The 26,831-nt window shown below is 68.1% G+C and carries 24 protein-coding genes and 2 tRNA genes; 14 read left to right on the top strand and 12 right to left on the bottom strand.

The annotated features are described in order from the left end of the window. Window positions 1-465: 465 nt before the first annotated feature. Window positions 466-1,689: a glycoside hydrolase family 183 protein gene (locus QRN16_RS09005; RefSeq protein WP_285185729.1), complete on the top strand. Its 1,224-nt coding sequence runs from the start codon at window positions 466-468 to the stop codon at window positions 1,687-1,689. A gap of 54 nt (window positions 1,690-1,743) precedes the next feature. Here QRN16_RS09005 and QRN16_RS09000 read toward each other — a convergent pair. Together QRN16_RS09000 and orn are read right to left on the bottom strand one after the other, a co-directional pair. After that, window positions 1,744-1,816 (bottom strand) — tRNA-His (locus QRN16_RS09000). Between the two features lie 80 nt (window positions 1,817-1,896). Then, window positions 1,897-2,499 carry an oligoribonuclease gene (gene orn / locus QRN16_RS08995; protein WP_222630093.1) on the bottom strand — a complete coding sequence of 201 codons (603 nt, stop codon included), beginning with the start codon at window positions 2,497-2,499 and terminating at the stop codon, window positions 1,897-1,899. A 123-nt stretch (window positions 2,500-2,622) separates the two neighbouring features. Between orn and QRN16_RS08990 the strand changes: the two genes are divergently transcribed. Continuing rightward, a complete protein-coding gene (locus QRN16_RS08990) occupies window positions 2,623-4,197 on the top strand; it encodes a helicase HerA-like domain-containing protein (protein WP_051613380.1) in 1,575 nt (524 codons plus the stop codon). 4 nt (window positions 4,198-4,201) lie between these two features. On the opposite strand, the gene cmrA is transcribed toward QRN16_RS08990, so the two are convergent. Both cmrA and QRN16_RS08980 read right to left on the bottom strand, forming a co-directional pair. Then, entirely contained in the window at window positions 4,202-5,008 is an 807-nt protein-coding gene (gene cmrA, locus QRN16_RS08985; protein WP_222649391.1) for a mycolate reductase, read from the bottom strand. Window positions 5,009-5,047: 39 nt separating this feature from the next. Further along, a complete protein-coding gene (locus tag QRN16_RS08980; RefSeq protein WP_222649390.1) occupies window positions 5,048-7,060 on the bottom strand; it encodes an NADPH-dependent 2,4-dienoyl-CoA reductase in 2,013 nt (670 codons plus the stop codon). A 23-nt stretch (window positions 7,061-7,083) separates the two neighbouring features. On the opposite strand from QRN16_RS08980, the gene QRN16_RS08975 reads away from it, so the two are divergent. Both QRN16_RS08975 and QRN16_RS08970 read left to right on the top strand, forming a co-directional pair. Further along, on the top strand, window positions 7,084-8,415 hold the full coding sequence (locus tag QRN16_RS08975) for an MFS transporter (protein ID WP_235578968.1): 1,332 nt from the start codon (window positions 7,084-7,086) through the stop codon (window positions 8,413-8,415). Next, window positions 8,412-9,008 (top strand): GyrI-like domain-containing protein, encoded by a 597-nt coding sequence (locus QRN16_RS08970; protein WP_285185728.1) that lies wholly within the window; start codon window positions 8,412-8,414, stop codon window positions 9,006-9,008. Before QRN16_RS08975 ends, QRN16_RS08970 begins: the two co-directional genes overlap by 4 nt. On the opposite strand, the gene QRN16_RS08965 is transcribed toward QRN16_RS08970, so the two are convergent. Continuing rightward, complete coding sequence (locus QRN16_RS08965) at window positions 9,005-9,814, bottom strand: alpha/beta fold hydrolase (protein ID WP_285185727.1); 810 nt, start codon at window positions 9,812-9,814, stop codon at window positions 9,005-9,007. The genes QRN16_RS08970 and QRN16_RS08965 overlap by 4 nt on opposite strands. A 20-nt stretch (window positions 9,815-9,834) precedes the next feature. Next, complete coding sequence (locus QRN16_RS08960; RefSeq protein ID WP_056446144.1) at window positions 9,835-10,512, bottom strand: TetR family transcriptional regulator; 678 nt, start codon at window positions 10,510-10,512, stop codon at window positions 9,835-9,837. 202 nt (window positions 10,513-10,714) lie between these two features. On the opposite strand from QRN16_RS08960, the gene QRN16_RS08955 reads away from it, so the two are divergent. From QRN16_RS08955 to QRN16_RS08940, 4 genes are all read left to right on the top strand, one after another. Beyond that, entirely contained in the window at window positions 10,715-11,836 is a 1,122-nt protein-coding gene (locus QRN16_RS08955) for a ferredoxin reductase (protein ID WP_285185726.1), read from the top strand. Between the two features lie 30 nt (window positions 11,837-11,866). Further along, on the top strand, window positions 11,867-13,078 hold the full coding sequence (locus tag QRN16_RS08950) for a fatty acid desaturase family protein (protein WP_027505619.1): 1,212 nt from the start codon (window positions 11,867-11,869) through the stop codon (window positions 13,076-13,078). 11 nt (window positions 13,079-13,089) lie between these two features. After that, window positions 13,090-13,338, top strand: a complete 249-nt coding sequence (locus QRN16_RS08945; protein WP_027505620.1) for a hypothetical protein — start codon at window positions 13,090-13,092, stop codon at window positions 13,336-13,338. Window positions 13,339-13,549: 211 nt separating this feature from the next. Then, on the top strand, window positions 13,550-14,728 hold the full coding sequence (locus QRN16_RS08940) for a winged helix DNA-binding domain-containing protein (RefSeq protein WP_285185725.1): 1,179 nt from the start codon (window positions 13,550-13,552) through the stop codon (window positions 14,726-14,728). Here QRN16_RS08940 and QRN16_RS08935 read toward each other — a convergent pair. After that, entirely contained in the window at window positions 14,717-15,493 is a 777-nt protein-coding gene (locus QRN16_RS08935) for a helix-turn-helix transcriptional regulator (protein ID WP_027505622.1), read from the bottom strand. The two genes, QRN16_RS08940 and QRN16_RS08935, sit on opposite strands and share 12 nt — an antisense overlap. Before the next feature lie 66 nt (window positions 15,494-15,559). Here QRN16_RS08935 and QRN16_RS08930 point away from each other — a divergent pair, with 66 nt between their 5' ends. Beyond that, window positions 15,560-17,125 carry an AMP-binding protein gene (locus QRN16_RS08930; RefSeq protein ID WP_285185724.1) on the top strand — a complete coding sequence of 522 codons (1,566 nt, stop codon included), beginning with the start codon at window positions 15,560-15,562 and terminating at the stop codon, window positions 17,123-17,125. Here QRN16_RS08930 and QRN16_RS08925 read toward each other — a convergent pair. Further along, on the bottom strand, window positions 17,089-17,508 hold the full coding sequence (locus QRN16_RS08925) for a DUF732 domain-containing protein (protein ID WP_285185723.1): 420 nt from the start codon (window positions 17,506-17,508) through the stop codon (window positions 17,089-17,091). The two genes, QRN16_RS08930 and QRN16_RS08925, sit on opposite strands and share 37 nt — an antisense overlap. A gap of 40 nt (window positions 17,509-17,548) precedes the next feature. Between QRN16_RS08925 and QRN16_RS08920 the strand changes: the two genes are divergently transcribed. Continuing rightward, window positions 17,549-18,187, top strand: a complete 639-nt coding sequence (locus QRN16_RS08920; RefSeq protein WP_027505624.1) for a YoaK family protein — start codon at window positions 17,549-17,551, stop codon at window positions 18,185-18,187. A gap of 6 nt (window positions 18,188-18,193) precedes the next feature. On the opposite strand, the gene QRN16_RS08915 is transcribed toward QRN16_RS08920, so the two are convergent. Continuing rightward, window positions 18,194-18,269: transfer RNA gene (locus tag QRN16_RS08915), tRNA-Arg, on the bottom strand. A 114-nt stretch (window positions 18,270-18,383) separates the two neighbouring features. Here QRN16_RS08915 and QRN16_RS08910 point away from each other — a divergent pair. After that, the gene (locus QRN16_RS08910; protein ID WP_261781470.1) at window positions 18,384-19,475 is read left to right on the top strand and encodes an XdhC family protein; all 1,092 of its coding nucleotides are present in this window, start codon (window positions 18,384-18,386) and stop codon (window positions 19,473-19,475) included. 146 nt (window positions 19,476-19,621) lie between these two features. Further along, window positions 19,622-21,658, top strand: coding sequence for a bifunctional copper resistance protein CopD/cytochrome c oxidase assembly protein (locus QRN16_RS08905; RefSeq protein ID WP_285185722.1), 2,037 nt, complete (start codon window positions 19,622-19,624; stop codon window positions 21,656-21,658). Here the strand turns inward: QRN16_RS08905 and QRN16_RS08900 are convergent. Continuing rightward, window positions 21,655-22,056 (bottom strand): GtrA family protein, encoded by a 402-nt coding sequence (locus QRN16_RS08900; RefSeq protein ID WP_155957030.1) that lies wholly within the window; start codon window positions 22,054-22,056, stop codon window positions 21,655-21,657. The two genes, QRN16_RS08905 and QRN16_RS08900, sit on opposite strands and share 4 nt — an antisense overlap. 47 nt (window positions 22,057-22,103) lie before the next feature. Then, window positions 22,104-22,766, bottom strand: coding sequence for a TetR/AcrR family transcriptional regulator (locus QRN16_RS08895; RefSeq protein WP_222630196.1), 663 nt, complete (start codon window positions 22,764-22,766; stop codon window positions 22,104-22,106). A gap of 125 nt (window positions 22,767-22,891) precedes the next feature. Between QRN16_RS08895 and QRN16_RS08890 the strand changes: the two genes are divergently transcribed. Continuing rightward, on the top strand, window positions 22,892-24,430 hold the full coding sequence (locus tag QRN16_RS08890) for an MFS transporter (RefSeq protein ID WP_056445939.1): 1,539 nt from the start codon (window positions 22,892-22,894) through the stop codon (window positions 24,428-24,430). Between the two features lie 36 nt (window positions 24,431-24,466). Here the strand turns inward: QRN16_RS08890 and QRN16_RS08885 are convergent, their stop codons facing one another. Next, on the bottom strand, window positions 24,467-24,907 hold the full coding sequence (locus QRN16_RS08885) for a MarR family winged helix-turn-helix transcriptional regulator (protein ID WP_027505630.1): 441 nt from the start codon (window positions 24,905-24,907) through the stop codon (window positions 24,467-24,469). A gap of 73 nt (window positions 24,908-24,980) precedes the next feature. Here QRN16_RS08885 and QRN16_RS08880 point away from each other — a divergent pair, with 73 nt between their 5' ends. After that, on the top strand, window positions 24,981-26,795 hold the full coding sequence (locus tag QRN16_RS08880) for an ABC transporter ATP-binding protein (RefSeq protein ID WP_502943987.1): 1,815 nt from the start codon (window positions 24,981-24,983) through the stop codon (window positions 26,793-26,795). Window positions 26,796-26,831 lie beyond the last annotated feature (36 nt).

Genomic DNA, 26,831 nt, shown 5'->3' with positions numbered 1-26,831 from the left:
TCCGTATGCGCCCACGGGCGTCGCCATTCGGTTGGCGCCGACCCGGGGGAGGAGTCCCGTCGCTGCTGCGCTGTCCACGGCGGTACGGCCGTCGACGTCCCTCTGTCCCGTACCGGTCTCACCGACCGGTACCGGACGAGCAGTCGCCCACGGCGCACCGCTCGGCGAAGTCGAATGCCCTTCCCTTGGCATTCACGTCCGTCGAGCGAACAACACGAGTAACACACGGCGCACCTTCCCCAAGAGCGCCACGGGTCACTCTACGGGACAGCAGTATCGCTCGGTAACACGAATGCTCAATTACACCAACGTAATTCGGTTGTGCCGGCCTACCTGCGAAAACACATACGTGTAATTCGGCGGTGGGGCCGTCCCGGTGCGGAGATCGGACCGTGTCCGGACTGGTACCTTGCGTTCGGGGGCGGGTTACTGCCGCGTGTGGCGCGACTGTGGGGGATGTTCTGTATGCGACGACAACGGGCGATGGCGGCTGCGCTGGCACTGGCACTGGTGGGGGGAGTGAGCCTGGTGCTCGCGCCCGTGGCGGCGGCCGAACCGTGTGGAGGACTGCCCGGTACCGGGATCGACGGAACAGGTTTTCCCGGTCAGCCACCTGCGGGACGGCAGGGTCCGGTGCCCGCCTACAACGGGCCGTCGACGTCCACCGTGGGGTGGGTGACCGGTCAGGAGAGTGTGAACCGGACGTTCGATCGTTTCGGAATCTCGGGGACCGATCTCGGCATCAGTTGGGACAACGGAGCCGGTCAGACCCTCATGGCGTTCGGCGACACCTTCGGGAACTGCGCGGTCCCGGGCGGGCAGTGGCGGCACAATGTTCTGTTGCGCAGCAACGACACCGACCTGTCGGACGGCATCACGTTCGCCGACGGTGTGCCCGGTGACGTGAACTCCGGTGCGGTGGTGGCCGGGAACGATCCGCGATTCGCGACCCAACTGCTCTCGGCTCTCGGGCTCTCACCTGTCGAGTACACGATCGTTCCCACGTCGGCGATCGCCGTGAACGGCGTGCAGTATCTGCACTTCATGTCGGTCCGCGAGTGGAGCGGCTCGGTGTGGTCGACGAACTACGCGGGAATCGCGACGTCGCGCGACAACGGGCAGACGTGGTTCCCCGAGCCCGGCACGATCCGGTTCAACAGCGGCGTGGCCGTCCCCGGTACGGAGCAGTTGGACGCCCGCTTCCAGCAGGCGGCGTTCGTCCGCGGCCAGGACGGGTTCGTGTACCAGTACGGGACACCGAACGGCCGTCTCGGTGCGGCCTACCTGGCCCGCGTCGCACCCGACGCGATGCTGGACCTCACCCGGTACGAGTACTGGAACGGTGGGTCCTGGACCTCCGACCTGGCCGCCGCCGCTCCTGTGGTCGGCCAGCCGGTCGGGGAGATGTCCGTCGCGTGGAATGCGTATCTCGGTCGCTACATCATGCTGTACGGCAACGACGTCGAGGGCCGCATCATGGCGCGGACCGCGTCGGCACCCGAGGGGCCGTGGAGCGCTCCCACCGCGCTGGTGGTGAACAACGACATCGGCAACTACCCGGGCGGTGGCCTCTACGCGCCCTACATCCACCCGAGGTCGGCCGGTGACTCGCTGTACTTCACGGCGTCGCAGTACTCGTCCTACAACGTCATCCTCATGCGGACGGACCTCGACGCGCTGCCCCGCTGAGCCCCACGCACGACGAAGGCCCCCGACTCGCGAGTCGGGGGCCTTCGTGTTCGGGGTGGACGACGGGACTCGAACCCGCGACAGCCAGGATCACAACCTGGTGCTCTACCAACTGAACTACGCCCACCATTGCTGCACACCCTGCGGCGATGCAGCGCGTTCGATACTAGCGTGACCGATACGCGGGAAGCCAATCGGTTCCCTGTGTCACGCGTCGCCACCGGTCAGCGTCGTCACGACAGCGCCGATCTCCTCGGTGGTCGGTCCCGGAGCCGCCACGAAGGCCGTCTGCCGGTAGTACTTGAGCTCCCGGATCGACTCCTCGATGTCCGCGAGTGCCCGGTGCGCGAGGCCCTTGGGAGGCTGACCGAAGTAGATGCGTGGGTACCACCGGCGGCACAACTCCTTGATGGAGCTGACGTCGATCATCCGGTAGTGCAGGTAGTCGTTCAGTTCCGGCATGTCCCGCGCGATGAAGCCGCGGTCGGTGCCGATCGAGTTGCCGGCGAGCGGCGCGGTGCCGGCGGGAACGTGCTGCCGGATGTACTCGAGCACCTTCTCCTGCGCCTGCTCCATCGTGACCGTCGACGCACGGACCTCCTCGGTGAGCCCCGACTTGGCGTGCATCTCGGTGACCACGTCCGGCATCGAGGCCAGTGCGTCGTCGTCGCAGTGGATCACGATGTCCACGCCGTCGCCGAGAACGTTGAGGTCGCTGTCGGTGACCAGGGCCGCGATCTCGATGAGCTTGTCCGAGCCCAGCTCGAGGCCCGTCATCTCGCAGTCGATCCAGACCAGTTTGTCGTTCACGCACATCCTCGGTATCCGTCGTGTCCATCGGTACCGCTGCCACAGTAGACCCGCACGTGTCGGTACCGGCGATAGAGTTCAGCCCGTACCGCCGGCGACACGAGAACGGGAGCACGAGTGACGATGACGGAACCGACGGAGGGTGGCCGCGCGGCCGCGATCGCAGCGGGGTACGCCACGGAAGGTCCCGCCATCGAACTCGGCAGTGTGGTGCTGGACGGCGTCGCGGATCCGACCGCACGGGTCCGGTTACCGCTGAAGATGGTGAACCGTCACGGCCTCGTGGCCGGCGCCACGGGAACCGGCAAGACGAAGACCGTGCAGGTGATCGCCGAACAGCTCTCCGCGGCCGGTGTTCCGGTGGTGCTGGCCGACGTCAAGGGCGACCTCTCGGGACTGTCCGCTCCGGGCGCCGACTCGGACGGCCTGCGCGGCCGGGCCGGCGAGACCGGCGCGGACGGGTGGGCGCCCACGGGATTCCCGGTCGAGTTCCTCTCCCTCGGTACCGAGGGTGGCGCGGTGCCGGTACGCGCGACCATCACGGCGTTCGGCCCGATCCTGCTCAGCAAGGTATTGCAGCTCAACGCGACTCAGGAGTCGACCCTCGGACTGATCTTCCACTGGGCGGACACGCAGGGGCTCGCGCTGCTCGACCTGAAGGATCTGCGTGCCGTCATCACGCACCTCACGAGCGACGAGGGCAAGGCCGACCTGAAGGGCATCGGCGGCGTCTCGTCGTCCACCGCCGGTGTCATCCTGCGGGCACTGGTGAACCTGGAGGCCGACGGCGGCGACACGTTCTTCGGTGAGCCGGAGATGCGGACGGAGGACCTGATCCGCACCGCACCGGACGGACGCGGCATCGTCACCCTCTTCGAACTCGGCGCTCTCGCAGCGCGTCCCGTCATGTTCTCCACGTTCCTGATGTGGGTGCTGGCCGATCTCTTCCAGACCCTGCCGGAGGAGGGGGACCTCGACGCACCGAAGCTGGTGTTCGTGTTCGACGAGGCACATCTGCTCTTCGCCGACGCGTCGAAGGCGTTCCTCCAGCAGGTCGAGCAGACCGTGAAACTGATCCGCTCCAAGGGCGTCGGCATCTTCTTCTGCACGCAGCTGCCGTCGGACGTTCCCGGGCCGGTGCTCTCCCAGCTCGGCGCGCGGGTGCAGCACGCGCTGCGCGCCTTCACCCCGGACGACCAGAAGGCGCTGACCAAGACGGTACGGACCTATCCCAAGAGTGCGGACTACGACCTGGAGGAGGCACTCACCACCCTCGGGACCGGCGAGGCGATCGTCACGGTGCTGTCCGAGCGGGGCGCGCCGACTCCCGTGGCCTGGACCAGGATTCGTCCGCCGCAGTCGCTGATGGACACCATCGGAACGGACGCGATCACGGCCGCCGCGACCGCCAGTCCGTTGTACGCGACGTACGGCACCACCGTCGACGGCGAGTCCGCGTACGAGTTGCTGAACGCACGGATGGCCCCCGAACCGACGCCGCAGCAGCCGGAGTTCCCGCCGCTGCCGCAGACCTACGACCTGCCGCCGCTGCCCGCGCCGGAGCCGGAAGGACCGTCGGCCGCAGAACGCATCATGGCCAACCCCGCCGTGAAGAGCTTCCTGCGGTCGGCAGCCAGTGCGGCCGGTCGCGAGATCTCACGGAGCATCTTCGGAACCGGACGCCGCCGTCGGAGGTAGAAGGTCAGGAACCGCCGAGCTTCTTGTAGAAGCTGCCGATGATCGGAGCGCTGATCGAGCGCGGACTGTACTGGCCCGCAACGGACATGCCCTTGCTGAGGATTCCGGGAACGATGCGCATCTTGTTCTTCTCGAGCCCGTCGAGAGACAGCCGTGCCGTGTACGCGCTGTCGATCCACAGGAAGTCCGGCACCAGCTTGTCGACGATGGAGGCGTCCGCGGGATCGGGCGTCTCGGTGCGGACCGGGCCGGGTGCGAGGAGCGTGCAGTGCACGCCGGTGCCGGCGAGCTCCGATCGCAACGACTCGGAGAACGTGTTCACGAACGCCTTGGTGGCGGCGTAGGTCGCATTGTTGGGGATGGCCATGTTGCCCGCGGCCGAGCCGGTGACGAGGATGCCGCCGGCGCCACGCTCGATCATGCCGGGCAGGACCGCCAGCGTGAGATCGTGCACCGCAACAGCATTGAGCTGCACCTGGGCGCGCTCGTAGGCGGGATCCAGCCCCGACACCGGACCGAAGGTGGCAATGCCGGCGTTGTTGCAGAGCACCGAGATGTCGCGGCCGGCCAGTTCGTCCGCCAGGGTCTGGCGTTGAACGGGATCAGACAGATCGTTCACGCGGACCTCGACGGTGACGCCGTGCGCGGCGGTCAGCTTCGCCGCCAACGCCTCGAGCAACTCGGCTCGACGGGCGACGACGATCAGCGAATGACCACGGGCGGCGAGTTCGGTGGCGAGTGCTTCTCCGATGCCGGACGACGCTCCGGTGACGACGGCACGGGACTCTGCGGTGGGTGCGGGGAGGCTCACGGTCACCGAGGCTAGCGTGACCCTTCGGAGCACGCGACGTCAGAGGGCGGCCGCGAGGCGGGTCCCTTGTTCGATCGCCCGCTTCGCGTCCACCTCCGCCGCCACGTCGGCGCCGCCGATGACGTCGACTACTGTTCCCGCAGCTGTGAGATCGTCCAGAAGATCGCGCACCGACTCCTGGCCGGCGCACACGACGATGGTGTCGACCTCCAGTGCGCGTGTCCGTCCGTCGACGGTGATGTGAAGTCCGTCGTCGTCGATCCGGTCGTACCGCACCCCCGACAACTGCGTCACGTTCCTGCTTCGCAGGGCAGCGCGATGCACCCAGCCGCTGGTCTTGCCGAGTCGCGTCCCGATCCGTCCCGCCGTCCGCTGCAGCAGGTACACCTCGCGAGCCGCGGGGGGAGCGACAGCGGTGGCCACGGCACCCGCGGCCGCCGGATCGTCGGTGACTCCCCATTCCCGACGCCACTCCGCGGTGTCCAGAGTCGAGGAGTGTTCCGTGGTGAGGAACTCGCAGACGTCGACACCGATGCCGCCGGCCCCGATGACGGCCACGCGCCTGCCGACGTCGCGGTGGCCGAGCACCGCCTCGGCGTACGTGACGACGCTGGGGTGATCGATGCCGGGAATGGACGGGATGCGCGGCGCCACACCCGTGGCCAGGACGACGCGATCGAAGTGCACGAGGTCCGCGGCGCCGGCCGTCGTGCCGAGCCGAACGTCGACCGTCGCTGCGGCGAGTGCGTGGGTGAAGTAGCGGACCGTCTCGGCGAACTCCTCCTTGCCGGGGATGCGCTGCGCGATCGCGAACTGGCCGCCGATCTCGTCGCGCGCCTCGAAGAGGGTGACGCGATGACCACGCTGCCCCAGTGCGACCGCGGTGGCGAGTCCCGCCGGGCCGGCGCCGACGACGGCGACCGTTCTCGCGGAGCGTGTCGGGGACAGCACGAGTTCGGTCTCCCGCCCGGCCCGCGGATTGAGCAGGCAGGACGCCTTGCGGTGGACGAAGACGTGGTCGAGACAGGCCTGGTTGCAGGCGATGCACGTGTTGATCTCGTCCCGTCGGCCGTTCCTCGCCTTGAGCAGCCAGTCGGGATCCGCCAGCATCGGGCGAGCCAGCGACACCAGGTGCGCGCTGCCGTCGGCGAGCAGGCGTTCGGCGACCTCCGGCATGTTGATCCGGTTCGCCGCCGCCACCGGCACCGTCACCACCTCGGTGAGGCGGCGGGTGAAGTCGATGAACGCGGCCCTCGGTACGGACGTCACGATGGTGGGCACGCGCGACTCGTGCCAGCCGAAGTCGGAGTCGAACAGATCGATCCCGGCTCCTTCGAGTTCGGTGGCGAGTGCCACGATCTCGTCCCACGTCTGACCGTTCTCGACCAGATCGGCCAGCGAGATCCGGAACGAGAGCAGGAAGTCCGGTCCGACCGCTGCTCTGATGCGACGCACGATCTCCACCGGAAGGCGGCGCCGGTTCTCGGCGGACCCGCCCCATCGATCGGTGCGACGGTTCGTCCTCGGTGCGAGGAACTGGTTGAGGAAGTAGCCCTCGCCGCCCATGATCTCGACGCCGTCGTAGCCTGCGCGCTGCGCCAGGCGCGCGCACCGGACGTAGTGGCTGATCTGCCGTTCCACGCCCCGATCGGTGAGGCCGCGGGCGCGGAACGGGGTGATCGGCGACTTCCCACCCGACGCACTCACCGAGAGCGGATGGTAGGAGTAGCGGCCCGCGTGCAGGATCTGCAGCACGATCCGACCACCCTCGCGGTGCACGGCATCGGTCACGTGTCGGTGGCGACGGGCCTCGAGACGGTTGGTCAATTTGGCCGCGAACGGCAGCAGCCAGCCGGTGCGATTGGGGGAGTAGCCCCCGGTGACGACGAGTCCCACACCACCTCGGGCGCGCTCGGCGAAGTACGCGGCGAGCTTCTCGACGTCCTTCGCCCGATCCTCGAGTCCAGTGTGGATCGAGCCCATCATCACCCGGTTGGGCAACGTCGTACGACCGACCGTGATCGGCGACAGCAGAACAGGGAAGTCGGTCATCTCGGCACCCTATGCTGCGAGACATGGTGGTCGTGGGCGCGCCCGGTGTCGTGACGAAGAAGCAGGTGCTGGCGTGGGGTTTCTGGGACTGGGGCGGCGCCGCCTTCCAGGCCGTGATCCTCACGTTCGTGTTCTCGGTGTACCTGACCGACTCGGTGGGTGCCGATCTGCCCGGCGGAGTGTCCGCCACGTCGTGGTTGGGGTGGTCGCTCGGCATCGCCGGAGTTCTGGTCGCGGTCCTGGCTCCCGTCTCCGGTCAGCGCAGCGATGCCAGAGGTCGCCGCAAACGGCTCCTCTTCGTACTGTCGACCGCGACCGTCGTGTGCATGGCGGCACTGTTCTTCGTGAAGGACGACTACCACTACCTGTGGCTGGGCCTGATCCTGCTGTCCGTCGCCTCGGTGCTCTTCGAGGTGGCGCAGGTGCCCTACACCGCGATGCTGCGTCAGGTCTCGACGCCCGACAATCTGGGTCGGGTGTCCGGATTCGGCTGGGCGATGGGCTATTTCGGTGGCATCGTCCTGCTGTTGATGTGCTATTTCGGGTTCATCGCCGGCGACGGTGACGAGCGCGGCCTGCTGGGCATCACCACCGAGGACGGCCTCAACATCCGGCTCGTGGCGCTGCTCGCGGCGGTGTGGTTCCTCGTGTTCTCGCTTCCCGTGCTCTTCGCGGTTCCCGAACTCCCCGTCACCGACCCCGAGGCGGCGGCCGCGCGAGCCGGCTACCTCGAGTCGTACCGCGTGCTGTGGCGCGACGTGTCCGAGCTGTGGCGCACCGACCGCCGCACCGTGTGGTTCCTCGTCGCGAGCGCTCTGTTCCGTGACGGTCTGGCCGGGGTCTTCACCTTCGGAGCGGTGTTGGCCGTCACCGTGTACGGCATCTCCAGTGCCGACGTGCTGCTCTTCGGGGTCGCCGCCAACGTCGTCGCCGCACTCGGCGCCGTCGTCGCGGGGCGTGTCGACGACGTGCTGGGGCCCAAGCTCGTCATCGTCGTCTCGCTCGTGTCGATGATCGTCGCCGGGCTGGTCCTGCTCGCCGTCTCGGGTCCCCTGATGTTCTGGATCTTCGGACTGATCCTGTGCCTGTTCGTCGGACCCGCGCAGTCGGCGTCGCGCACCTTCCTGACCCGCATAGTCCCGCCCGGCCGGGAAGGCCAGATGTTCGGCCTCTACGCCACGACGGGACGCGCGGTCTCGTTCCTCGCTCCGAGCCTCTTCGGACTCTTCGTCTTCCTCTTCGACGCGGATCGGGCCGGCATCATCGGCATCGTGCTGGTGCTGGCGGCCGGGCTACTGGCCCTGCTCCGCGTCGCGGCACCCGAGGGTGATCGGGGGAGGGACGCGGCGGCGTGAAGGTCGACCACAAGAAGGAGATCGCGACGTACAGTGCTCGACTCGGGGTGTTCGACGTGGTCGAGGTGCCGCCCCTGCAGTACCTCACGATCGACGGGGACGGTGATCCGAACACGACCGCCTGGACCGACGCGGTGTCGTCTCTGTATCCGCTCGCGTACGGCCTGAAGTTCCTCGGCAAGCGTGAACTCGGCAGAGACCACGTGGTGATGCCGCTCGAAGCGCTGTGGTGGGCGGACGACTGGGCGTCGTTCACCCGCGAGCGGGACCCGTCGCGATGGCGATGGACCGCGATGATCATGACCCCCGACTGGATCACGGCCGAGCATCTGGAGACCGTCCGCGAACAGAAGGCGGGCCCGCGGACAGGCGACGTGCGCCTGAGACGTCTCGACGAGGGGCTGTGCGTGCAGACGCTGCACGTCGGGTCCTACGAGGACGAGGCGCCGGTGCTCGCGCACATGCACGACGTCGTCGTCCCGGCGCACTCGCTCCGGATGACGGGACGTCATCACGAGATCTATCTCGGCGACCCACGGCGTGTGGTGGCCGACAAACTGAGAACGATTCTGCGACAACCGGTCACGCGCTAACGCGCGAGGATCTCGTCCGCCAGTCGGTCCGGATCGTCCTCGGGCACCCAGTGGCTGACACTCAACTCGACGAACTCGTACGGGCCGGTGACGTGCTGGGCACACCGCTCGGCGGCGGCGCGGCCGACCGCCGTGTCCTGGTTACCCCACACGTAGGTGGTCGGCACCTCGACGGACGGGAGATCCGCGAAGTCGCGCGTCATGGCGCGGTACCACTCCAGCGCGGCGGTGAGCGTGTCACGTCGGCCGACCACCGGAAGATGCTGCGAGACGATCGTCGGATCGGCGGCACCGGAGAACATGGCGATCAACCGGCGGGCGTCGTCCTCGAGCAGCAGGTCCTCCGCCTTGCCGGGCCGGCGGAAGAGAGTCATGTACTCGCTGCGCTCCTTCTGGTCCTCGTCTTCGCGGATCGCCCACCCGAAGGCGGCCGGGTGCGGGACGGACACTGCGGTGAGGGTGCGCACGCGATCCGGATGCAGCGCCGCGACGTACCAGGCGACGATCGACCCCCAGTCGTGCCCCACGAGATCGACTGCCGCGAAGCCCAGTTCGTCGAGCATTCCGATGACGTCGGCGACCAGCAGATCGATGCGGTAAGCGTCGGTACCGATCGGACGGGCACCGGGGGAGTACCCGCGCTGGTTCGGCACGACGACGTCGCGGCCCGCGTCCGCCATGCGGATCGCCACGTCGCGCCAACTCGCGGACGTCTCGGGAAAACCGTGCAGGAGAAGGGCCGGGCGGTCGCCGGGGGTTCCGTAGCGGTCCGCGTCGAAGGTCAGGTCACCGACTGAGATCTGCATGGGGAAAGGCTATCGGGTCCTCACGCTCCGAGGGCGGCTGCCGACGTCCGTGCGCCGCGGACGTTCCGAGGCTGCCACTGGCCCATTCCCAGCATGATCACGCGCAGCTGGGACAGCGCGCGTTCGACGATGTCGCGTTCGGCCGCGCCGGCGGGCGTCACCTCGACCAGGTCCACCACCGTCGCCAGCATCGTGTTGACGATGAGGTCGGCGACCATCTCGAGATCATCGCCGGGCCACGACGACAGGGCGGGGATCCGGGACAGGTCCTGAGTGAGCTCGTGCACGATCATTCGCAGCTCGGTCTCGATCGCGCGCCGGACCTCCACCACCCCGCCGGACCGCTCGCGGATCAGGAAGCGGAACTGGACGTCGTGTTCGCGGATCTCGCCCACCAGCAGTTCGAGCGACTCGCGCGCGTTGTCCGCGGACGGGTGACGACGGACGTCGCGCAGGATCTTGCGAAGGACGCGCATGCTGTCCTCGACGACCGCGACTCCGAGGTCCTCCATCGACGCGAAGTGGCGGTAGAAGGCTGTCGGCACGATTCCTGCCGCGCGCGTGACCTCCCGCAGGCTCACGCTGGAGAAACTGCGGTCCGCGATGGCGTCCAGCGTTCCGTCCACGAGTGCCCGCCGGGTGCGTTCCTTGCGTTCGGCCCTGCTGGCCGTCGTGGAACCTACGGAATTCTCGGACATTCCTCGACATTAACCGACATCGGTGTATGGGTGTGCACTTCCGCCGCGCGAGAGCCTGGCGGGTCACTGCTGCTCACGGTACGTGTCCGTCGTCACATTGGCCTTGAAAGTTGCCGGTACGGGCTGTCACACTCGGTTCCAGTGAACGAGTGTGCACTGGAGAAGTGATCCGGTCACCGGCCCGTCATTCGAGGAGGACGACTTGAGCATCGCCACCACCCCCACATCGCGCGGCCGTCGCAGTTCGCTGCTGTCCAGGTTGCGGCCCCGGTTGCTCGAGACGCTGACGACGCCGCACGCGGTCGATCGGTACCTCGAACTCGTCGACCCCATGATGACTGTCGACGACATGCGCGCCGAGGTGGTGGCCGTCCGTCACCAGACTCCCGACACCGTCACGCTGACGCTGCGCCCCACGTGGCAGTGGAAGGGGTTCTCCGCCGGCCACTTCGTGCAGATCGGTGTCGTGGTCGACGGCGTCCGGCACACGCGTTGCTACTCCCCGGCAGGTACCGCCGGAACCGACGACGACACGATCGAGCTCACCGTCAAGGCTCAGCCCGACGGCATCGTGTCCAATTACCTGGTCGCCTCGGCGAAGCCCGGTCTCGTGGTCAATCTCGCGCCGGCCACGGGCACCTTCGAGCTCCCGAGCCCGCGGCCGGACCACGTTCTGCTGATCAGTGGTGGAAGCGGCATCACCCCGGTGATGTCGATGCTGCGCACGCTGGTGCACGAGGGGTACGCCGGACGCGTGGCGTTCCTGCACTACGCCTACACGGAGAACGACGTCTGCTACCGCGCCGAACTCGACCGCATCGCGGCCGAGAACGACAACGTGGACGTTCTGTACGCGTACACCGATCAGCAGAACGGTGGTCATCTGCACGGATTCTTCGACACCGAGCATCTGAACGTCGCAGCACGCTGGCACGCCTCGGCGCAGACGTTCCTGTGCGGGCCGCCCGGGTTGATGAAGGGTGTCAGGTCGGTGTTCGACGAACTCGGACTCTCCGAGTCGTTGTTCTCGGAGGAGTTCGTCACCGCAGTTCCGGTCGTCGACGGGGATGCCTCGGGAACCGTGTCGTTCTCGGGTTCGTCCGTCGAGGCGGAGAACGACGGCGCCACCCTCCTGGAGCAGGCCGAGAATGCCGGGCTGACACCGGAATTCGGCTGCAGGATGGGAATCTGCTTCACCTGCACGGCAGTCAAGAAGTCGGGATGCACCCGCAACGTCAAGACCGGTGAGCTCGACTCCGATCCGGACAACGAAATCCAGCTCTGCATCTCCGTCCCCGTGGGCGACGTCGACATCGACGTCTGACCCATCCACATACTCGAAGAGGAGGTCACCATGTTCGGACTCTCACTGTCCTTTCTCCCGTTCATCGGTTCCAGCTCGGCGCCCGACACCGCGACGTCCGGCGTCGACGTGATGGACGAGCCGGGAACCGACGGACCTGTCGTCCTGAGCTACGAAGCCGTGGAGGAACTCGGACGCAAGCTCGACGACCTGCGCGCCCGCACCGTCGCGGATCTGGGTCAGGAGGACCGCGACTACATCTTCAAGATCATCAAGGCGCAGCGCGGACTCGAGGTCGCCGGTCGCGGACTGATGTACTTCGGCTTCTTCCCGCCGGCCTGGATCGCCGCCGTCAGCGCCCTGAGCCTGTCGAAGATCCTCGACAACATGGAGATCGGTCACAACGTCATGCACGGCCAGTACGACTGGATGCGTGAGCCGGGCCTGAACTCCAAGGTCTTCGAGTGGGACAACACCTGCCCCGGTGACCAGTGGCGCCACTCGCACAACTACATGCACCACACGTACACCAACATCCTCGACATGGACCGCGACATCGGTTACGGCATCCTGCGGATGGACAGCGCGCAGAAGTGGAACCCGTACTACCTGGGCAACCCGATCTACGCGTTCCTGCTCATGACCTTCTTCGAGTGGGGCGTCATGATGCACGACCTGGAGGCCGAGAACGTCATCCAGGGCAAGCGCAAGTGGCACGACGTCAAGCCCCTGCTCGAGGGCTGGTGGAAGAAGGCCGGACGACAGGTCCTCAAGGACTACATCGTCTTCCCCGCGCTGACCGGGCCGATGTTCGTCCCGACGCTGGTGGGCAACTTCACCGCCAACATCGTCCGCAACGTGTGGGCCTACTCGATCATCTTCTGCGGCCACTTCCCGACGGGCGTGCAGACGTTCACCGTCGAGGAGACCGCGCAGGAGACCCGCGGCCAGTGGTACGTGCGTCAGATGCTCGGCTCCGCGAACATCGAGGGTGGCGACCTGTTCCACATCATGTCCGGCAACCTCTCGCACCAGATCGAGCACCACCTCTTCCCCGACCTGCCCGCGCACCGCTACCCGCAGATCGCGCCCGAGGTCAAGGCGCTCTGTGAGGAGTACGGCCTTCCGTACAACACTGGTGGCTTCTTCCATCAGATCGGTACTGTGTGGGGCAAGATCTTCCGACTCGCCCTTCCCGACCGGTTCACCGGTGTGGACAAGGTGACCGGTGTGATCATCGAGCGCGAAAAAGCTGCAGCCTGAGAGGTAGTGCCATGGTCGGCAAGTTCGAACGCAACAAGGACACCGTGCAGGAACTGACCGAGTCCGCGGCGACCCACGTCGGACGCATCGCGGTCATCATCGCCACGGCAGTCCGCGACGTCACCCGCGAGATCGGTGACCTCGTCACCGACGGCATCGAGATGAGGGAAGCGTCGCGCCGGGCACAGTCCGACACGCGCACCTTCGAGGTGATCGAGGGGGACTTCGAGGAGTCGTCCAGGCGGTCGAACGGTCGCTGACCCGGAGCCTCACGACGGCGCCGCACCCATGACGGGTGCGGCGCCGTTGTCGTGTGGGGGTGCCGGCTCGGTCGTTGCCGTTGGGCTGGGCTTCGTGCACCGCGGTTCGTCCCGTGCACTCCCCATCGGGGGAGCACCACGCGAACTGCGCCGCGGGGTATGTGCGCCCGGCATGGGTGCGCACGGCGGCGGGGTCGGTCACACTGTCCCGATGAAGGTGACGGACAAGGAGCGGCGCAAGATCCTGGTGCACCGGCATGCCGTGGGTCTGGGGTCGTCGCTGACGCCCGAGGACGTGGTCCAGCGCATCGTCGCGCTCCACGCCACGGATGCGGCGAGCGTGTCGTTGCAGGTTCTGGCGCGATCGACCACCGCGACCCTGGACGACGTGCGCGACGCTCTGTACACCTGCCGCTCGCTGGTGCGGGTCATGGCGATGCGCCGCACCCTCTTCGTCATCGACAAGCAGTTCATGCCCGTCGTGCAGTCCGGTTCGAGCGCCGGGGTGGCCAGAACCCTGAGAACGCGTCTGGCGAAGCAACTCTCGACCCTGCCCACCGACCCGGTGATCGATGACGTGCCGGCGTTCCTCGACCATCTCGAGTCGGGTGTCGATGCGGCACTGGCTGCGTCGGGCACCGCGACGGGAGCCGAGTTGTCCACCGCCGTACCGGAACTGCGCACCGCGTTCCTCCCGACCACGGACAAGAAGTACGACGTCCGTCGCTACGTGACGTCGTCGCTGCTGACGTTGCTGTCGGCGGAGGGGCGCATCGTGCGCGTGGAACCGCGGGGAAACTGGACCTCGCGCCACCACACGTGGGCACCGGTGAGCGCGTGGTGGCCAGACGGTGTGCCGCCGATCGAGGAGGCGGATGCGCGAGTTCGCCTGGCGCGTACCTGGCTGGAGGCGTTCGGTCCGGCGACTCCCGAGGACCTCCAGTGGTGGACCGGATGGAACAAGGGTCACACCGTCAAAGCCCTCGCCGCTCTCGACGTCGAGGAGGTCGAGCTGTCGTCGGGTGGGGGAATCATGCTGCGCAGCAGCGACATCAGCGGTGCCGACGGGGGTGTGGCGCTGCTGCCCGCGCTGGATCCGACGCCGATGGGGTGGAAGGATCGGCGATGGTTCCTGCCGGACGAGTACCGACCGGATCTGTTCGACACGTTCGGCAACGTCGGCCCCACGGTGTGGTCGAACGGCCGGGTGGTCGGCGGTTGGGCCGTACGCGGCGCCGGTGAGGTGGTGTTCCGGTTGTTCGAGAAGGCCGACGAGGAGCAGGTCGCGGCGGAAGCTGTACGTCTCGAGGCCCATCTCGACGGCGCGTCCATCACCCCGACCTTTCCGACTCCGCTCGAGAAGGCGCTGCGGACAGGATCAGGGAACTAGGCCTGCACGCCGGGCGGCGTGCGCGGCTTCGTGTCTGGTCGACGCGTCGAGCTTGGCCATGATCGACTTCATGTAGCTCTTGACTGTGGACACGGTGAGGCCGAGCTCCTCGGCGATGGCGATGTTCGACCGGCCCAGCGCCACCAGCGACAACACGTCCCGTTCGCGGGCCGTCACGTGCGGAGCGGACGGTATCGGTGCGGCGGGTTCCAGGAAGGCGCGCATCGAGTCGAGCACGGACGTGAGCTCGGGTGCGTCCGACCGTGCCGCGACCGCCCGCAGCCGCGTGTACGTCTGACGGACGTCCTCGCGCAGCCGGTCGGCATCGCGCCGCGCCTCGTCGACGGCGAGGTCCTGGCCCAGAACCCCCGCTTCGAGGGTCAGCACGTCGAGCACGCGATCCCCGATGTGGCCGGCCGTGTGCATCGCGCCGTAGAGCACGCCGACGGCTGTCCGCCCGACGACGACTGGGGCGGCGATCATGGCGCGCAGGCCCTCGGCGGAGATGATGGCGTCGTATCGGTGGCTGATCTTCGGAGTCCGCATGTAGTCGTCGAGCGCGACGGTGCGATTGACCTGCAACACCTTGCCGCCGAGACCGTGACCTGCCTCGAGTTCGACACCGTCGAGCGCCCCGACGGACTGCCCGGCGAAATGGCGCAGCGTCAATCGCCGTCCCGCGGTCATGACTCCGCCGAAAGCGAGCGTGACGCCCGAACCGGCGCGCAACCGGTCCACGGCGGCGTCGAAATGTGTGTCGATCATGGTCTCCGTCTTCCTACCCTCTTCGGAGGGTATCGGGCCGCGAGTGTTCCGCGCCACACTCTCACCATGACGACCTTGACCGACGATGTCGCACGCCTGCTGGCGACCTACGGATCCGCCGACGCCGACCTCGCCGCCCTGCTGTGCGACGACCACGACCCGGCGGCGATCGCGTTCACCTTCATCGAAGGCGATCTCACGGCGCGCGACCTCACCTACGGCGAGCTGCACGAGCTGTCGGCGCGATTCGCGACGGGCCTCGCCGAGATGGGCGTCGGCCGGGGTGACCGCGTGGGAGTGTTGATGAGCAAGCGGCTCGAACTGGTCGTCGCCCTGCTCGGGCTCTGGCGACTCGGCGCGGTGCACGTCCCGCTGTTCACCGCCTTCGCTACTCCGGCGATCGCGATGCGCGTCGAGGCCGCGCAGGCGCGCGTCGTCATCACCGAGACCGACCAGCGCGAGAAGCTCGACTCGATCGAGGGCATCACGGTGATCGAGACGGGGGAGGGCTTCGACGCTCTGGTTCGTGAGCACGAGCCGATGGCGGCCTCGGTGGCCGTGGGCGGCGACGGTGTGATGATCCAGCTCTTCACCAGCGGCACGACGGGAAAGCCGAAGGGCGTGCCGGTGCCTGTGTCGGCGCTGGCGTCGTTCGTCGCCTACATGACCTACGGCCTCGACGTGTCCGAGGACGACGTCTTCTGGAACGCCGCCGACCCCGGCTGGGCCTACGGGCTCTACTACGCCATTCTCGGCCCGATGGCGATGGGCCGTCGCAGTCTGATGCTGCATGCCGGCTTCACCCCCGCGCTCACGGTCGCGGTGATGCAGAAGTTCGAGGTCACCAACTTCGCGGCGGCGCCGACGGTGTACCGGAGCCTGAGCAAGGACCCGTCGGTCGGTGGCATCACGTTGCGACGGGCGTCGTCGGCGGGGGAGCCGCTGACGCCGGACGTTCTGGTGTGGTCGGAGTCGGCGCTCGGCGTGCCGGTGCGTGATCACTATGGCCAGACCGAGCACGGGATGGTCATCGTCAACGCCTGGCACGACGCGGTGCGTGAGCCGCTGATCCCTGGTTCGATGGGAAAGCCGTTGCCGGGCTTCACCGCCGGAGTCGTCGAGGATCAGATCGGCTTCGAGGTGGCGGGCAGCCCGCTGATGTGGTTCACCGGATACGTCGACGCTCCCGACAAGACAGCCGAACGGTTCACGGAGGACGGGTCCTGGTACCTGACGGGCGATGCCGGACGAATCGAGAACGGCTCCTACTTCTTCTCCGCGCGTAACGACGACGTCATCATCATGGCCGGCTACCGGATCGGGCCCTTCGACGTCGAAAGCGTTCTCGTGGAACACCCGTCGGTCATGGATGTGGCGGTGGTGGGCCAACCCGACGACATCCGCGGAGAGGTGATCGAGGCGTACGTCGTTCTGGCGGAGGGCGTCTCGGGTACCGCCGAGTTGGAGTCCGAGCTGCAGCAGCTGGTGAAGTCCAACTTCGCCGCGCACGCCTACCCGCGCACGGTGCACTTCGTCGACGCACTGCCCAAGACGCCCAGCGGCAAGGTGCAGCGCTTCCTGCTGCGCCGGAGCCGTCAGCCGGGCAGCAGCGCTCGGAACTCGGGGCAGTAGGCGCCGATCGCGGTACCGACGATGGCGCCCGCGGCGCTCTCGTCCCATTTGCCGCGGCTGCCCGTCGTGACGGCGTCCACCTCGGCGATCACCGGCTGCCCCTGCTGCAGTTCGGCGCAGATGCCGCGTCCGAGAATCTTCATCGTCTCCGGGTCGGTGTACTCGATGGCGCCACTGTCCAACCCTGCGATGAAGAGGTCGTCCGCGGCGACGGTGTCGGGCCCCGTCGGCACGGAGGGACCGGCCACCGACGGCGTGCTGGGCGCCTCGGACGTCGAGGTCGCCGGAGCCGGGTCGTCGGCCGGGGGTGTCGCCGGGTCACCGCCGCACCCCGCCACGCTCAGAGTCGCGAGGAGGAGAAGGGTAGCGGCGCGGCGGGTCACCGGTGCGACGTTACCGCTCTCGTGGTGATCCAATGACCGCGTGAAGCGCACCCACGACCGCCGCCGCGATGCCCACGTGGCGCTGGGTCTCGCCGCTGTGGCGGGCTTCGTCGACGCCGTCGGCTTCCTCGCTCTCGGCGGCTTCTTCGTCTCCTTCATGACGGGCAACACCACTCGGGCGGCCGTCGAACTCACTGCGGGACATCTCGGTGCGGCGTCCGTCGGGCTCGTGGTGATCGTGTCGTTCGTGGGCGGGGTCGTCACCGGGTCGCTCGTCGGCGACCTCGCCGGCCGGCGTCGTAAGACCGTCGTCCTCCTGCTCGTCGCGGTACTGCTGGCGGCGGCCGGCGTCGTGCACCTCGGCGGCGGCGCGACCCTGGTGTCCGCTCTGATCGTGGCGGCAGCGATGGGCGCCGAGAACGCGGTGTTCGAGCGGGACGGCGGCATCAGCCTCACGTACATGACCGGGACGCTCGTGACAATGGCACGCACGATCGCCGCTCGGATCCAGGGGCGCAGCTCGGAATCCTGGGTCCGCCCGCTGTTGATGTGGGCGGCGCTCGCGGGCGGAGCGATTCTCGGCGCCGCGGCCTTCGCGATCGTCGGACTCGGCGCACCCGTGGTGGCGCTGATCGCGGTGCTCGTGGCTGCCGTCGTCGTCTTCTCGATGGGCGAATGAGCGCCGTGGTGCCCCCGGCAGGATTCGAACCTGCGACCAAGGGATTAGAAGGCCCTTGCTCTATCCCCTGAGCTACGGAGGCGTGCAACGGTGTCCGATGCGCCGTCGAGTGTAGCGAGGCGCTGCGCCCTGCCCGGGCCGGAGGTGCGGCTTAGACTTCTCGCTCCGAGGGAAGGCAGCAGGCGTGCAGGACGTGATGGACCAGGTGCTCGCGGCATGGCGCGCGGGGGAGTCGGTGGGCGTGGGCACCGTGGTGCGCACGTTCCGATCGGCACCGCGTCCGCCGGGTGCGTCGATGGCTGTGCTCGCGGACGGCAGAGTCGTCGGGTCGGTGTCCGGTGGCTGCGTCGAGGGCGCGGTGTACGAGGCCGCGCAGAACGGTGAGGCGGGTCTGCATCGCTACGGAGTCAGCGACGACGATGCGTTCGCGGTGGGTCTGACCTGCGGGGGCATCCTCGACGTCTTCGTCGAGACCGTGTCCCGATCGACCTTTCCGGAGTTCGGCGCGGTGGCGTCGGCGATCGCGGAGCACCGGCCGGTCGCGGTGGCCACTGTCATCGAGCACCCCGATGCTGCGCGGGTCGGTTCTCGCCTGGTCGTCGACCCGGTGGCGGCGTCCGGCACGCTCGGGTCGCCCCGCGCGAATGCCGCGGTGATCGACGACGCCCGTGGTCTTCTCGAAGCGGGCCGCACCGACGTCCTGCACTACGGCCCCGACGGTCAGCGGCGCGGCGAGGGAATGACGGTGTTCGTGAACTCCTTCGCGCCCCGTGCTCGCATGATCGTGTTCGGTGCGATCGACTTCGCGTCGGCGGTGGCGCGTCAGGGTGCGCTGCTCGGCTATCGCGTGACCGTCTGCGATGCGCGGCCGGTGTTCACGACAACCGAGCGATTCCCGACGGCCGACGAGGTGGTCGTCGAGTGGCCGCACCGCTACCTCGAGCGACTGCAGGCCGAGGGTGAGATCGACGAGCGCACCGTGATCTGCGTACTGACCCACGACCCCAAGTTCGACGTGCCGCTGCTCGAGGTGGCGTTGCGGCTGCCCCGCGTCGGCTACGTGGGTGCGATGGGGTCGCGGCGAACCCACGACGATCGGGTCGCGAGACTGCGCGAGGTGGGAATCGGCGACGACGAGCTCGCGCGACTGTCGTCCCCGATCGGGCTCGACCTCGGCGCCCGGACACCGGAGGAGACGGCGGTGTCGATCGCGGCGGAGATCGTCGCGAGGCGGTGGGGCGGGAACGGACGGCCGCTGGGGGAGCGCGAGGGACGCATTCACCACTGACGCCCCTCGCGAGTACGTCCGAACTGCTGCTGCAGCACGGAGAATCACGACGTTTCCGGCGTACTCGCCGGAGGGGTGACGTGTGAGTTGCGCGTCTACTACGTCCCGTAGGTGCTGCGATGCCGGTCACCTCCTACCCTGGAGGTATGGCAACGACTGAGGCACCGCGTTCCGCGACCGCGGAACCGGACGGTGGGGCGCGACGAGCCGGATCGGCAGGCGTGTTCGCGAGTGCCGGACTGATCGCCGCGGTGGTGGCCGGCCTGATCGTCGCGCTGTCCGCATCGCAGGCGTTGGTCCTGCTCGGCATCCCGGATCCGGGTCCGGTGACGACGTACGGTCTGCCCGCTGTGCGCGCGCTCGGGGAGGTCGCGGCCGTCATCGCCGTGGGCTCTCTGCTGCTCGCAGCCTTCCTCGTGCCGCCGCAGAGATCGGGCGTCCTCGACATCGACGGCTATCGCGCGCTGCGCACCGCGTCGTCGGCGGCAATCGTGTGGGCGGCCTGCGCGATCGTGCTGGTGCCGCTGACCCTCTCGGACACGTCCGGTCAGCCGGTGTCCGAGGCGCTGCGTCCCGAGAACCTATGGTCGGGCCTGTCGCAGATCGAGTTGGCCCGCGCGTGGCAGTGGACCGCGATCATCGCGATCGTGCTCGCACTCGGGACACGTGCCGTGCTGCGGTGGTCGTGGACGCCGATCCTGCTGGTGGTCGCGCTCGGCTCGCTCATGCCTCTCGCACTGTCGGGGCACTCGTCGTCCGGTGGATCGCACGACGTCGCCACCAACAGCCTCATCCTGCATCTTCTCGCCGCGTCGCTCTGGGCGGGCGGACTGTTCGCCGTCCTGGCGCACGCCCGTCGCGCCGGCGCGTACACCGATGTCGCGGCGCGCCGCTTCTCCGCGGTCGCCACGGTGGCGTTCGTGGTCATGGGTGTCAGTGGAGTGGTCAACGCCTTCGTCCGCGTCGAGCCCGCAGATCTGTTCGACACCACCTACGGCCGACTCGTACTCGCCAAGGTCGTCGCCCTGGTCGTCCTCGGCGTGTTCGGCTACACCCAGCGTCGACGGGCCCTGCCCGCGCTCGCCGCGGACCCGACGTCGCGCGCGAATCTCGTGCGTTTCGCCGGTGCCGAGGTACTGGTCTTCGCGGCCACGATCGGGCTCGCGGTCGGACTCTCCCGGACACCGCCCCCGCTGGGGAGCGCTCGGGAGCTGACGCTCACCGAGGCGGAGTTGGGGTACGACCTCACCGCGCCCCCGAGCCTCGAGCGTTTCCTCTTCGACTGGCGGTTCGACCTGATCTTCGGCACCGCCGCCGTCGTCATGGCCGTCGTCTACCTCCTCGGCGTTCGTCGACTGCGGGCCCGTGGCGACGCATGGCCGGTGGGTCGCACGATCGCCTGGGTCCTGGGCTGCGCGACGCTGCTGTTCGCGACGTCGTCGGGTGTCTACCGCTACTCGATGGCGATGTTCAGCGTGCACATGGGCTCGCACATGGTGCTGTCGATGCTCACCCCGGTGCTGCTCGCGCTCGGCGGCGGCGTGACCCTGGCCCTACGGGTGCTGCCTGCGGCCGGCCGGGACGGTGTGCCGGGACCGCGCGAGTGGATCCTCGAGGCCCTGCACAGCCCGGTGTCCCGGTTCCTCACCCAGCCACTGGTCGCGGCCGTCATCTTCGTGGGTGGCTTCTACGCGCTCTACCTCGGCGGCATCTACGGCGCGACCGTCGACTCGCACGGCGCCCACCTGCTGATGAACGCGCACTTCCTGCTGAGCGGCTACCTGTTCTACTGGGTCGTCATCGGCGTCGATCCGGCACCGCGTCGACTGTCGCCCGTGACCAAGCTGGCGATGGTGTTCGGATCGCTGCCGTTCCATGCCTTCTTCGGTATCGCGCTGATGAGCACCGAGACGGTGATGGGCCAGACCTTCTTCCGCGGCCTGTCGCTGCCGTGGAACTCCGACCTCCTGGCGGATCAGCGACTCGGCGGCGGCATCGCGTGGGCGACGGGCGAGATCCCGCTGATCCTCGTCATGCTGGCGTTGCTGGTGCAGTGGTCCAACACGGACCGGAAGGAAGCGGTCCGCACGGACCGGGCGGCCGATCGCGACGACGGTGCGGACCTCGCGGCGCACAACGCGATGTTCGCGGAGCTGGCGCGCCGCGAGCGTGAGCGCAGTTAGAAGACCAGACCGCGCAGTGCGAGGAAGCGGAGCCCGCCGACGAGGGCGGTGACCCCGACCAGGATCAGGGCCGACAACGCGGCGCCGGCGGTCGGCAGTGCGACGTCGAGCGCGGTCAGCGCTGCGGTGCTGGCGCCCAGACCGATGAGTGCCAGTCCGCCGCCCTCCCACTGCGCGGTGAACCAGCCCACCCGATCGGCGGCGTGGAACGTGAGACGGCGGTGCAGTTCGTTGGCGAGAACGGTCGACGCCACTGCTCCGACGGCATTGGCCACGATGGAACCCTCGCTGTGCATCGCGACGAACACGGCGACGTAGAGGACGTTGCTGAGCCCGCCGACCAGTGCGAAGCGGACCAACTGGGGGAACGCTCCGTCACTTCGCAGCGCCACCAGCATCGGATGCCCGGGGTGCGAGGGAAGCACGGGGGAGACCACGTTGTCGATCACGACGCCCTCCCGTGCAATCTGCTCTTGACGCTGACGATCTCGTCCGGTGTCAGCGCTCGACCCGGCAGGGGCACCGACCGATCCGGCACCGCCGCGAGGGAATCGATCACCAGGGCGAAATAGCGTCGCCAGTTGTCCTCGTCCACCTCGTCTGCAACCTCGGCGCCGGCCACGATCATCCGCACCAGGGTGAAGAGGTCGCCGGGCTGCACGTCCGGGCGGAGCTTCCCGGCCTTCTGGGCGCGCTGGATGAGAGTGTTGATGGTCGGTTCGAGCTTGGACCGGACTGCCGCGATGCGGTCGAGGCCGTCGTCGCACCCGAGGACGACGTGACCGAGACCACGGTCCGCGGCCATGTGTCGACACATGAATTCGAAGAAATCGACCATCGCAGCCCAGGGATCGTCGGCCTCCGCGGCCACCTCTGCGCGGCTGAGCACGTCGACCAGACGCTGCTCGAGGATGCCGTCGATGAGTTCCTGCTTGTTGGCGAACCGCCGGTACACGGTGCCCACACCCACCCCGGCGCGCGCAGCGACATCGTCGAGCGTGATCTCGAGACCCTTGCGTGCCAACAACTCTCGCGCACAGTCGATGATCTTGAGCTTGTTCCGCTCGGCGTCCGCTCGAAGCGGCTTCGCCGCTGTGGTGGGTTTCACAGTCCGTTTCGTCCTGGTTCGTCGGTTAACCGGAGGGCATACCTCCGCATCGCTGCTATCGTCTTGCTATCCGGAGCGTACGCCTCCGTATAGCTCCATTTCACGCCGTACCGAAGCGAGGATCAATGTCTTCCACCACATCCGACGTCGGAAACGTCCAACCGACGATTCGGTCGAGCGCGCACGACGCGCCCGACCGCACTCGCTGGCTCATCCTGGGCGTACTCGGCCTGGCCCAGCTGATGGTCGTGCTCGACGCGACCGTCGTGAACATCGCGCTTCCCGCCGCACAGCTCGATCTCGGCTTCGACAACGCGGACCGCTCGTGGGTGGTCACCTCCTACGCTCTGGCATTCGGCAGCCTCCTGCTGCTCGGTGGTCGACTCAGTGACCTCTTCGGTCGCCGCACCACGTTCCTCGTGGGACTCGTCGGCTTCGCGGTGATGTCCGCCGTCGGCGGCGCAGCCGTCAACTTCGGCATGCTGGTCGCGGCCCGTGCGGGACAGGGTGTCTTCGGCGCCCTGCTCGCTCCCGCAGCGCTGTCCCTGCTGACCACGACGTTCACGGATCCGAAGGAACGTGCGAAGGCGTTCGGCATCTTCGGCGCGGTCGCCGGTGCCGGCGGCGCCATCGGCCTGCTTCTCGGCGGTGTGCTCACGGAGTGGGCGAACTGGCGCTGGAGCCTGTACGTCAACTTGATCTTCGCGGGAATCGCGTTCGTCGGCGGCTTCCTCCTGCTGGCCAAGCACCGCGCCACCGAGCGTCCGGTACTCGACATCCCCGGCACCCTCACCGTGTCCGCGGCGCTGTTCTCCATCGTCTACGGATTCGCGCACGCCGAGTCCGACGGGTGGAGCAACGCGGTGACCATCGGTTTCCTCGCGGTCGGTGTGGTCCTGCTCGGTGTCTTCGTCTACCTGCAGACGCGGGCGACGCATCCGCTTCTCCCGCTGCGCATCGTGCTCGACCGCACCCGCGGCGGCGCGTACCTCGCGGTGTTCGTCATCGGTGCCGGCATGTTCGCCGTGTTCCTGTTCCTCACGTACTACCTGCAGAGCACGCTCGGCTACACGCCCATCACCACCGGGTTCGCGTTCCTGCCGATGATCGCGACCCTCGTGGTCACGGCCACCGTCGCGACGTCGGTCATCCTGCCGCGCTTCGGGCCTCGCGTTCTCATGTCCGCCGGCATGCTGATCGCGTCGGCCGGCATGGCCCTGCTGACCCAGATCTCGATCGACAGTTCCTACGCCGCGCACATCCTGCCGAGCCTGCTCGTCATGGGCGTGGGAATGGGCGCCACGATGGCCCCGGCCATGCAGGGCGCCGTGTCCGGAGTCTCGCCGGACGACGCCGGCGTCGCCTCCGCGACCGTCAACACGATGCAGCAGATCGGCGGATCCATCGGTACGGCGCTGCTCAGCACCATCGCGGCGACGGCAGCGACGAACTACGCGACCGACAACCAGGCGGCCGTGGCTCAGGCCGCGGATCCGCAGGCCGCCGCGACGCTGCTCCGGATGAACGCGGAGATCGCCAGCTACACCACGACGTTCTGGTGGGCGTCGGGCATCTTCCTCGCCGGCTCGGTGATGGCAGCGCTGCTCGTCCGCTCGGGCAAGCTGCCCGACGGACCCGAGGGTGCCACCGTCGTCGCTCACTGACGTACACAGTCACCGGATCCGGTGCAGAGAACCGTGTCAGACGCGGTTCTCTGCACCGGATTCGTCGTGGATGCGGGTGAGCAGGTCGGTGAGGGTCGCTCGGTCGTCCGCGCTCAGGCCGGCGAACATCGCCTCGGACGCGCTGCGCTGCGCCTGTGCGATGGTGTCCGCGAGTGCCCGCCCCTCGTCGGTGAGGTCGAGGAGAACCGCGCGACGATCGGTGGCATCGGCGTGCCGTGCGACGTAGCCGGCCGACTCCAGCGCGTCGACGACATCGGTTGCCGATCGGGGTGCGATGCGCAACCGTTCCGCCAGATCTCCGGGCCGAAGTGGTCCCGCCGCGCCGGACAGCACGCGCAGTGCCCGTCCGTGTGAGGGCGAGAGTCCGAAAGGTTCGAGTGCGGCCATGTGGCGGCGCCGCATCGACCTGGCCACCATCATGACCAGATCGGCCGGGTCCTTCTCGTGGGAATGCACGGGACGATACTAGCGTTGCAGCGGTCGACCTCATAATGAGGTAACCTCAGTTCTACCCGATCAGGGAGGTCATATGCGTTCCTCCACCACACCGCCAAGGCCGGTGCAGTCCCCCGTGACATCTGCGGACCACCAACCCGCACCGCTCGGGCGCGTCGTCGCCCTCTTCCGGCCCTATCGCGGCCGGGTCGCCGCGGTGAGCGCGGTCATCACCCTCAGCGCCGTCGTGGCACTGGGATCGCCGCTGCTCCTGCGCGACATGCTCGATCACGCCATCCCGAACGCCGACGTCACGCTGGTGACGATCCTCGCGGCCGGCATGATCGCGATCGCCGTCGTCACCAGCTGTCTCGGCGTCGCCCAGACCTGGATGTCCAACAGCATCGGGCAGGCCCTGATGCATCAGCTCCGCGTGCAGGTCTACTCGCACCTGCAGCGTCAGTCGCTCGGCTTCTTCGCGCGCACCCGCACCGGCGAGGTGCAGTCGCGCATCGCCAACGACATCGGCGGCATGCAGTCCGTCGTCACCAACACGGCCACGTCGATCGCTCAGAACGCGACCACCGTCATGGCCACCGTCGTCGCGCTCTTCCTGCTCGACTGGAAACTGGCCCTCTTCTCGCTCGCCATCCTGCCGGTGTTCGTCCGCATCGCTCGGCGGGTCGGCGACGAGCGTCGCCGTATCTCCACCGTGCGGCAACGCCTGCTCAGCGATCTGTCCGTCCAGGTGGAGGAGTCGCTCTCGGTGAGCGGCATCCTGTTGGGCAAGACGACCGGCGCGTCGTCGGTCCTCACGAATCGGTTCACCGAACGCTCGTCCGAGGTCGCCGACGTCGAACTCCGCTCGATGATGGCGGGCAAGTGGCGCATGGCGACCATGTCGATCAGCTTCGCCGCGATGCCGGCCCTGGTCTACTGGTTCGCCGGCATCACCATCGGCAACGGCAGCGCGTTGACGGTGGGAACGCTGGTCGCGTTCACCACCCTCCAGACTCAGCTGTTCCGCCCCACGATGATGCTGCTCAACACCGGCGTCGAGGTGCAGAGCTCCCTGGCTCTGTTCGGCCGAGTCTTCGAGTACCTCGATCTCCCGGTGGACATCGACGAACCCGCCGTACCGACGCCGATCGATCCGACGGCCCGACGCGGTGAGGTGCGCTTCCGCCACGTGGGCTTCGACTATCCGGGTGCGGCACATCCGACGCTCACGGACATCGACCTCACGGTCCCCGCCGGGAGCACCCTGGCGATCGTGGGAGCGACCGGCGCCGGCAAGACGACACTCGGGTATCTGACGGCGCGGCTCTACGATCCGACGTCCGGGTCGGTCGAGGTCGACGGTGTCGATCTCCGCGATCTCTCGCTCGCCGACGTGTCCGCGACGGTCGGGGTGGTGTCGCAGGAGACCTATCTCTTCCACGACACGATCCGCGAGAACCTCCGCTTCGCGCGGCCCGACGCCACCGACGCGGACATCGAGAATGCCGCTCGCACAGCGCAGATCCACGATTTCATCGCCTCGCTCGACGACGGCTACGACACGATGGTGGGGGAGCGTGGCTACCGGTTCTCCGGCGGCGAGAAGCAGCGCCTCGCCATCGCGCGCACCGTACTGCGCAACCCGCCCGTCCTCGTTCTGGACGAGGCCACCAGCGCTCTGGACACCACCACCGAACGTGCTCTGGCCGACGCGATCGACCAGCTCGAGCAGGACCGCACCACCATCGTGGTGGCCCACCGACTCTCCACCGTGCGGTCGGCCGATCGCATCGTGGTGCTCGATCACGGGCACGTCGTCGAATCGGGATCCCACGACGAACTCGTCGCCCGCGGCGGTGCCTACGCCGCACTGCTGGCGGCGTCCGGCGACTCGCTGGTCACTGCCTGACCACTCCTCCTGTCAACCCCCGCGGCGCTCCTGTGG

Origin of the sequence: Rhodococcus sp. MEB041, from assembly GCF_030208955.1 — a bacterium.
Taxonomy (GTDB): Bacteria; Actinomycetota; Actinomycetes; order Mycobacteriales; family Mycobacteriaceae; genus Rhodococcoides.
Note: the sequence above shows the minus strand (reverse complement) of the source record. Positions and strands in the feature narration are given on the sequence as shown.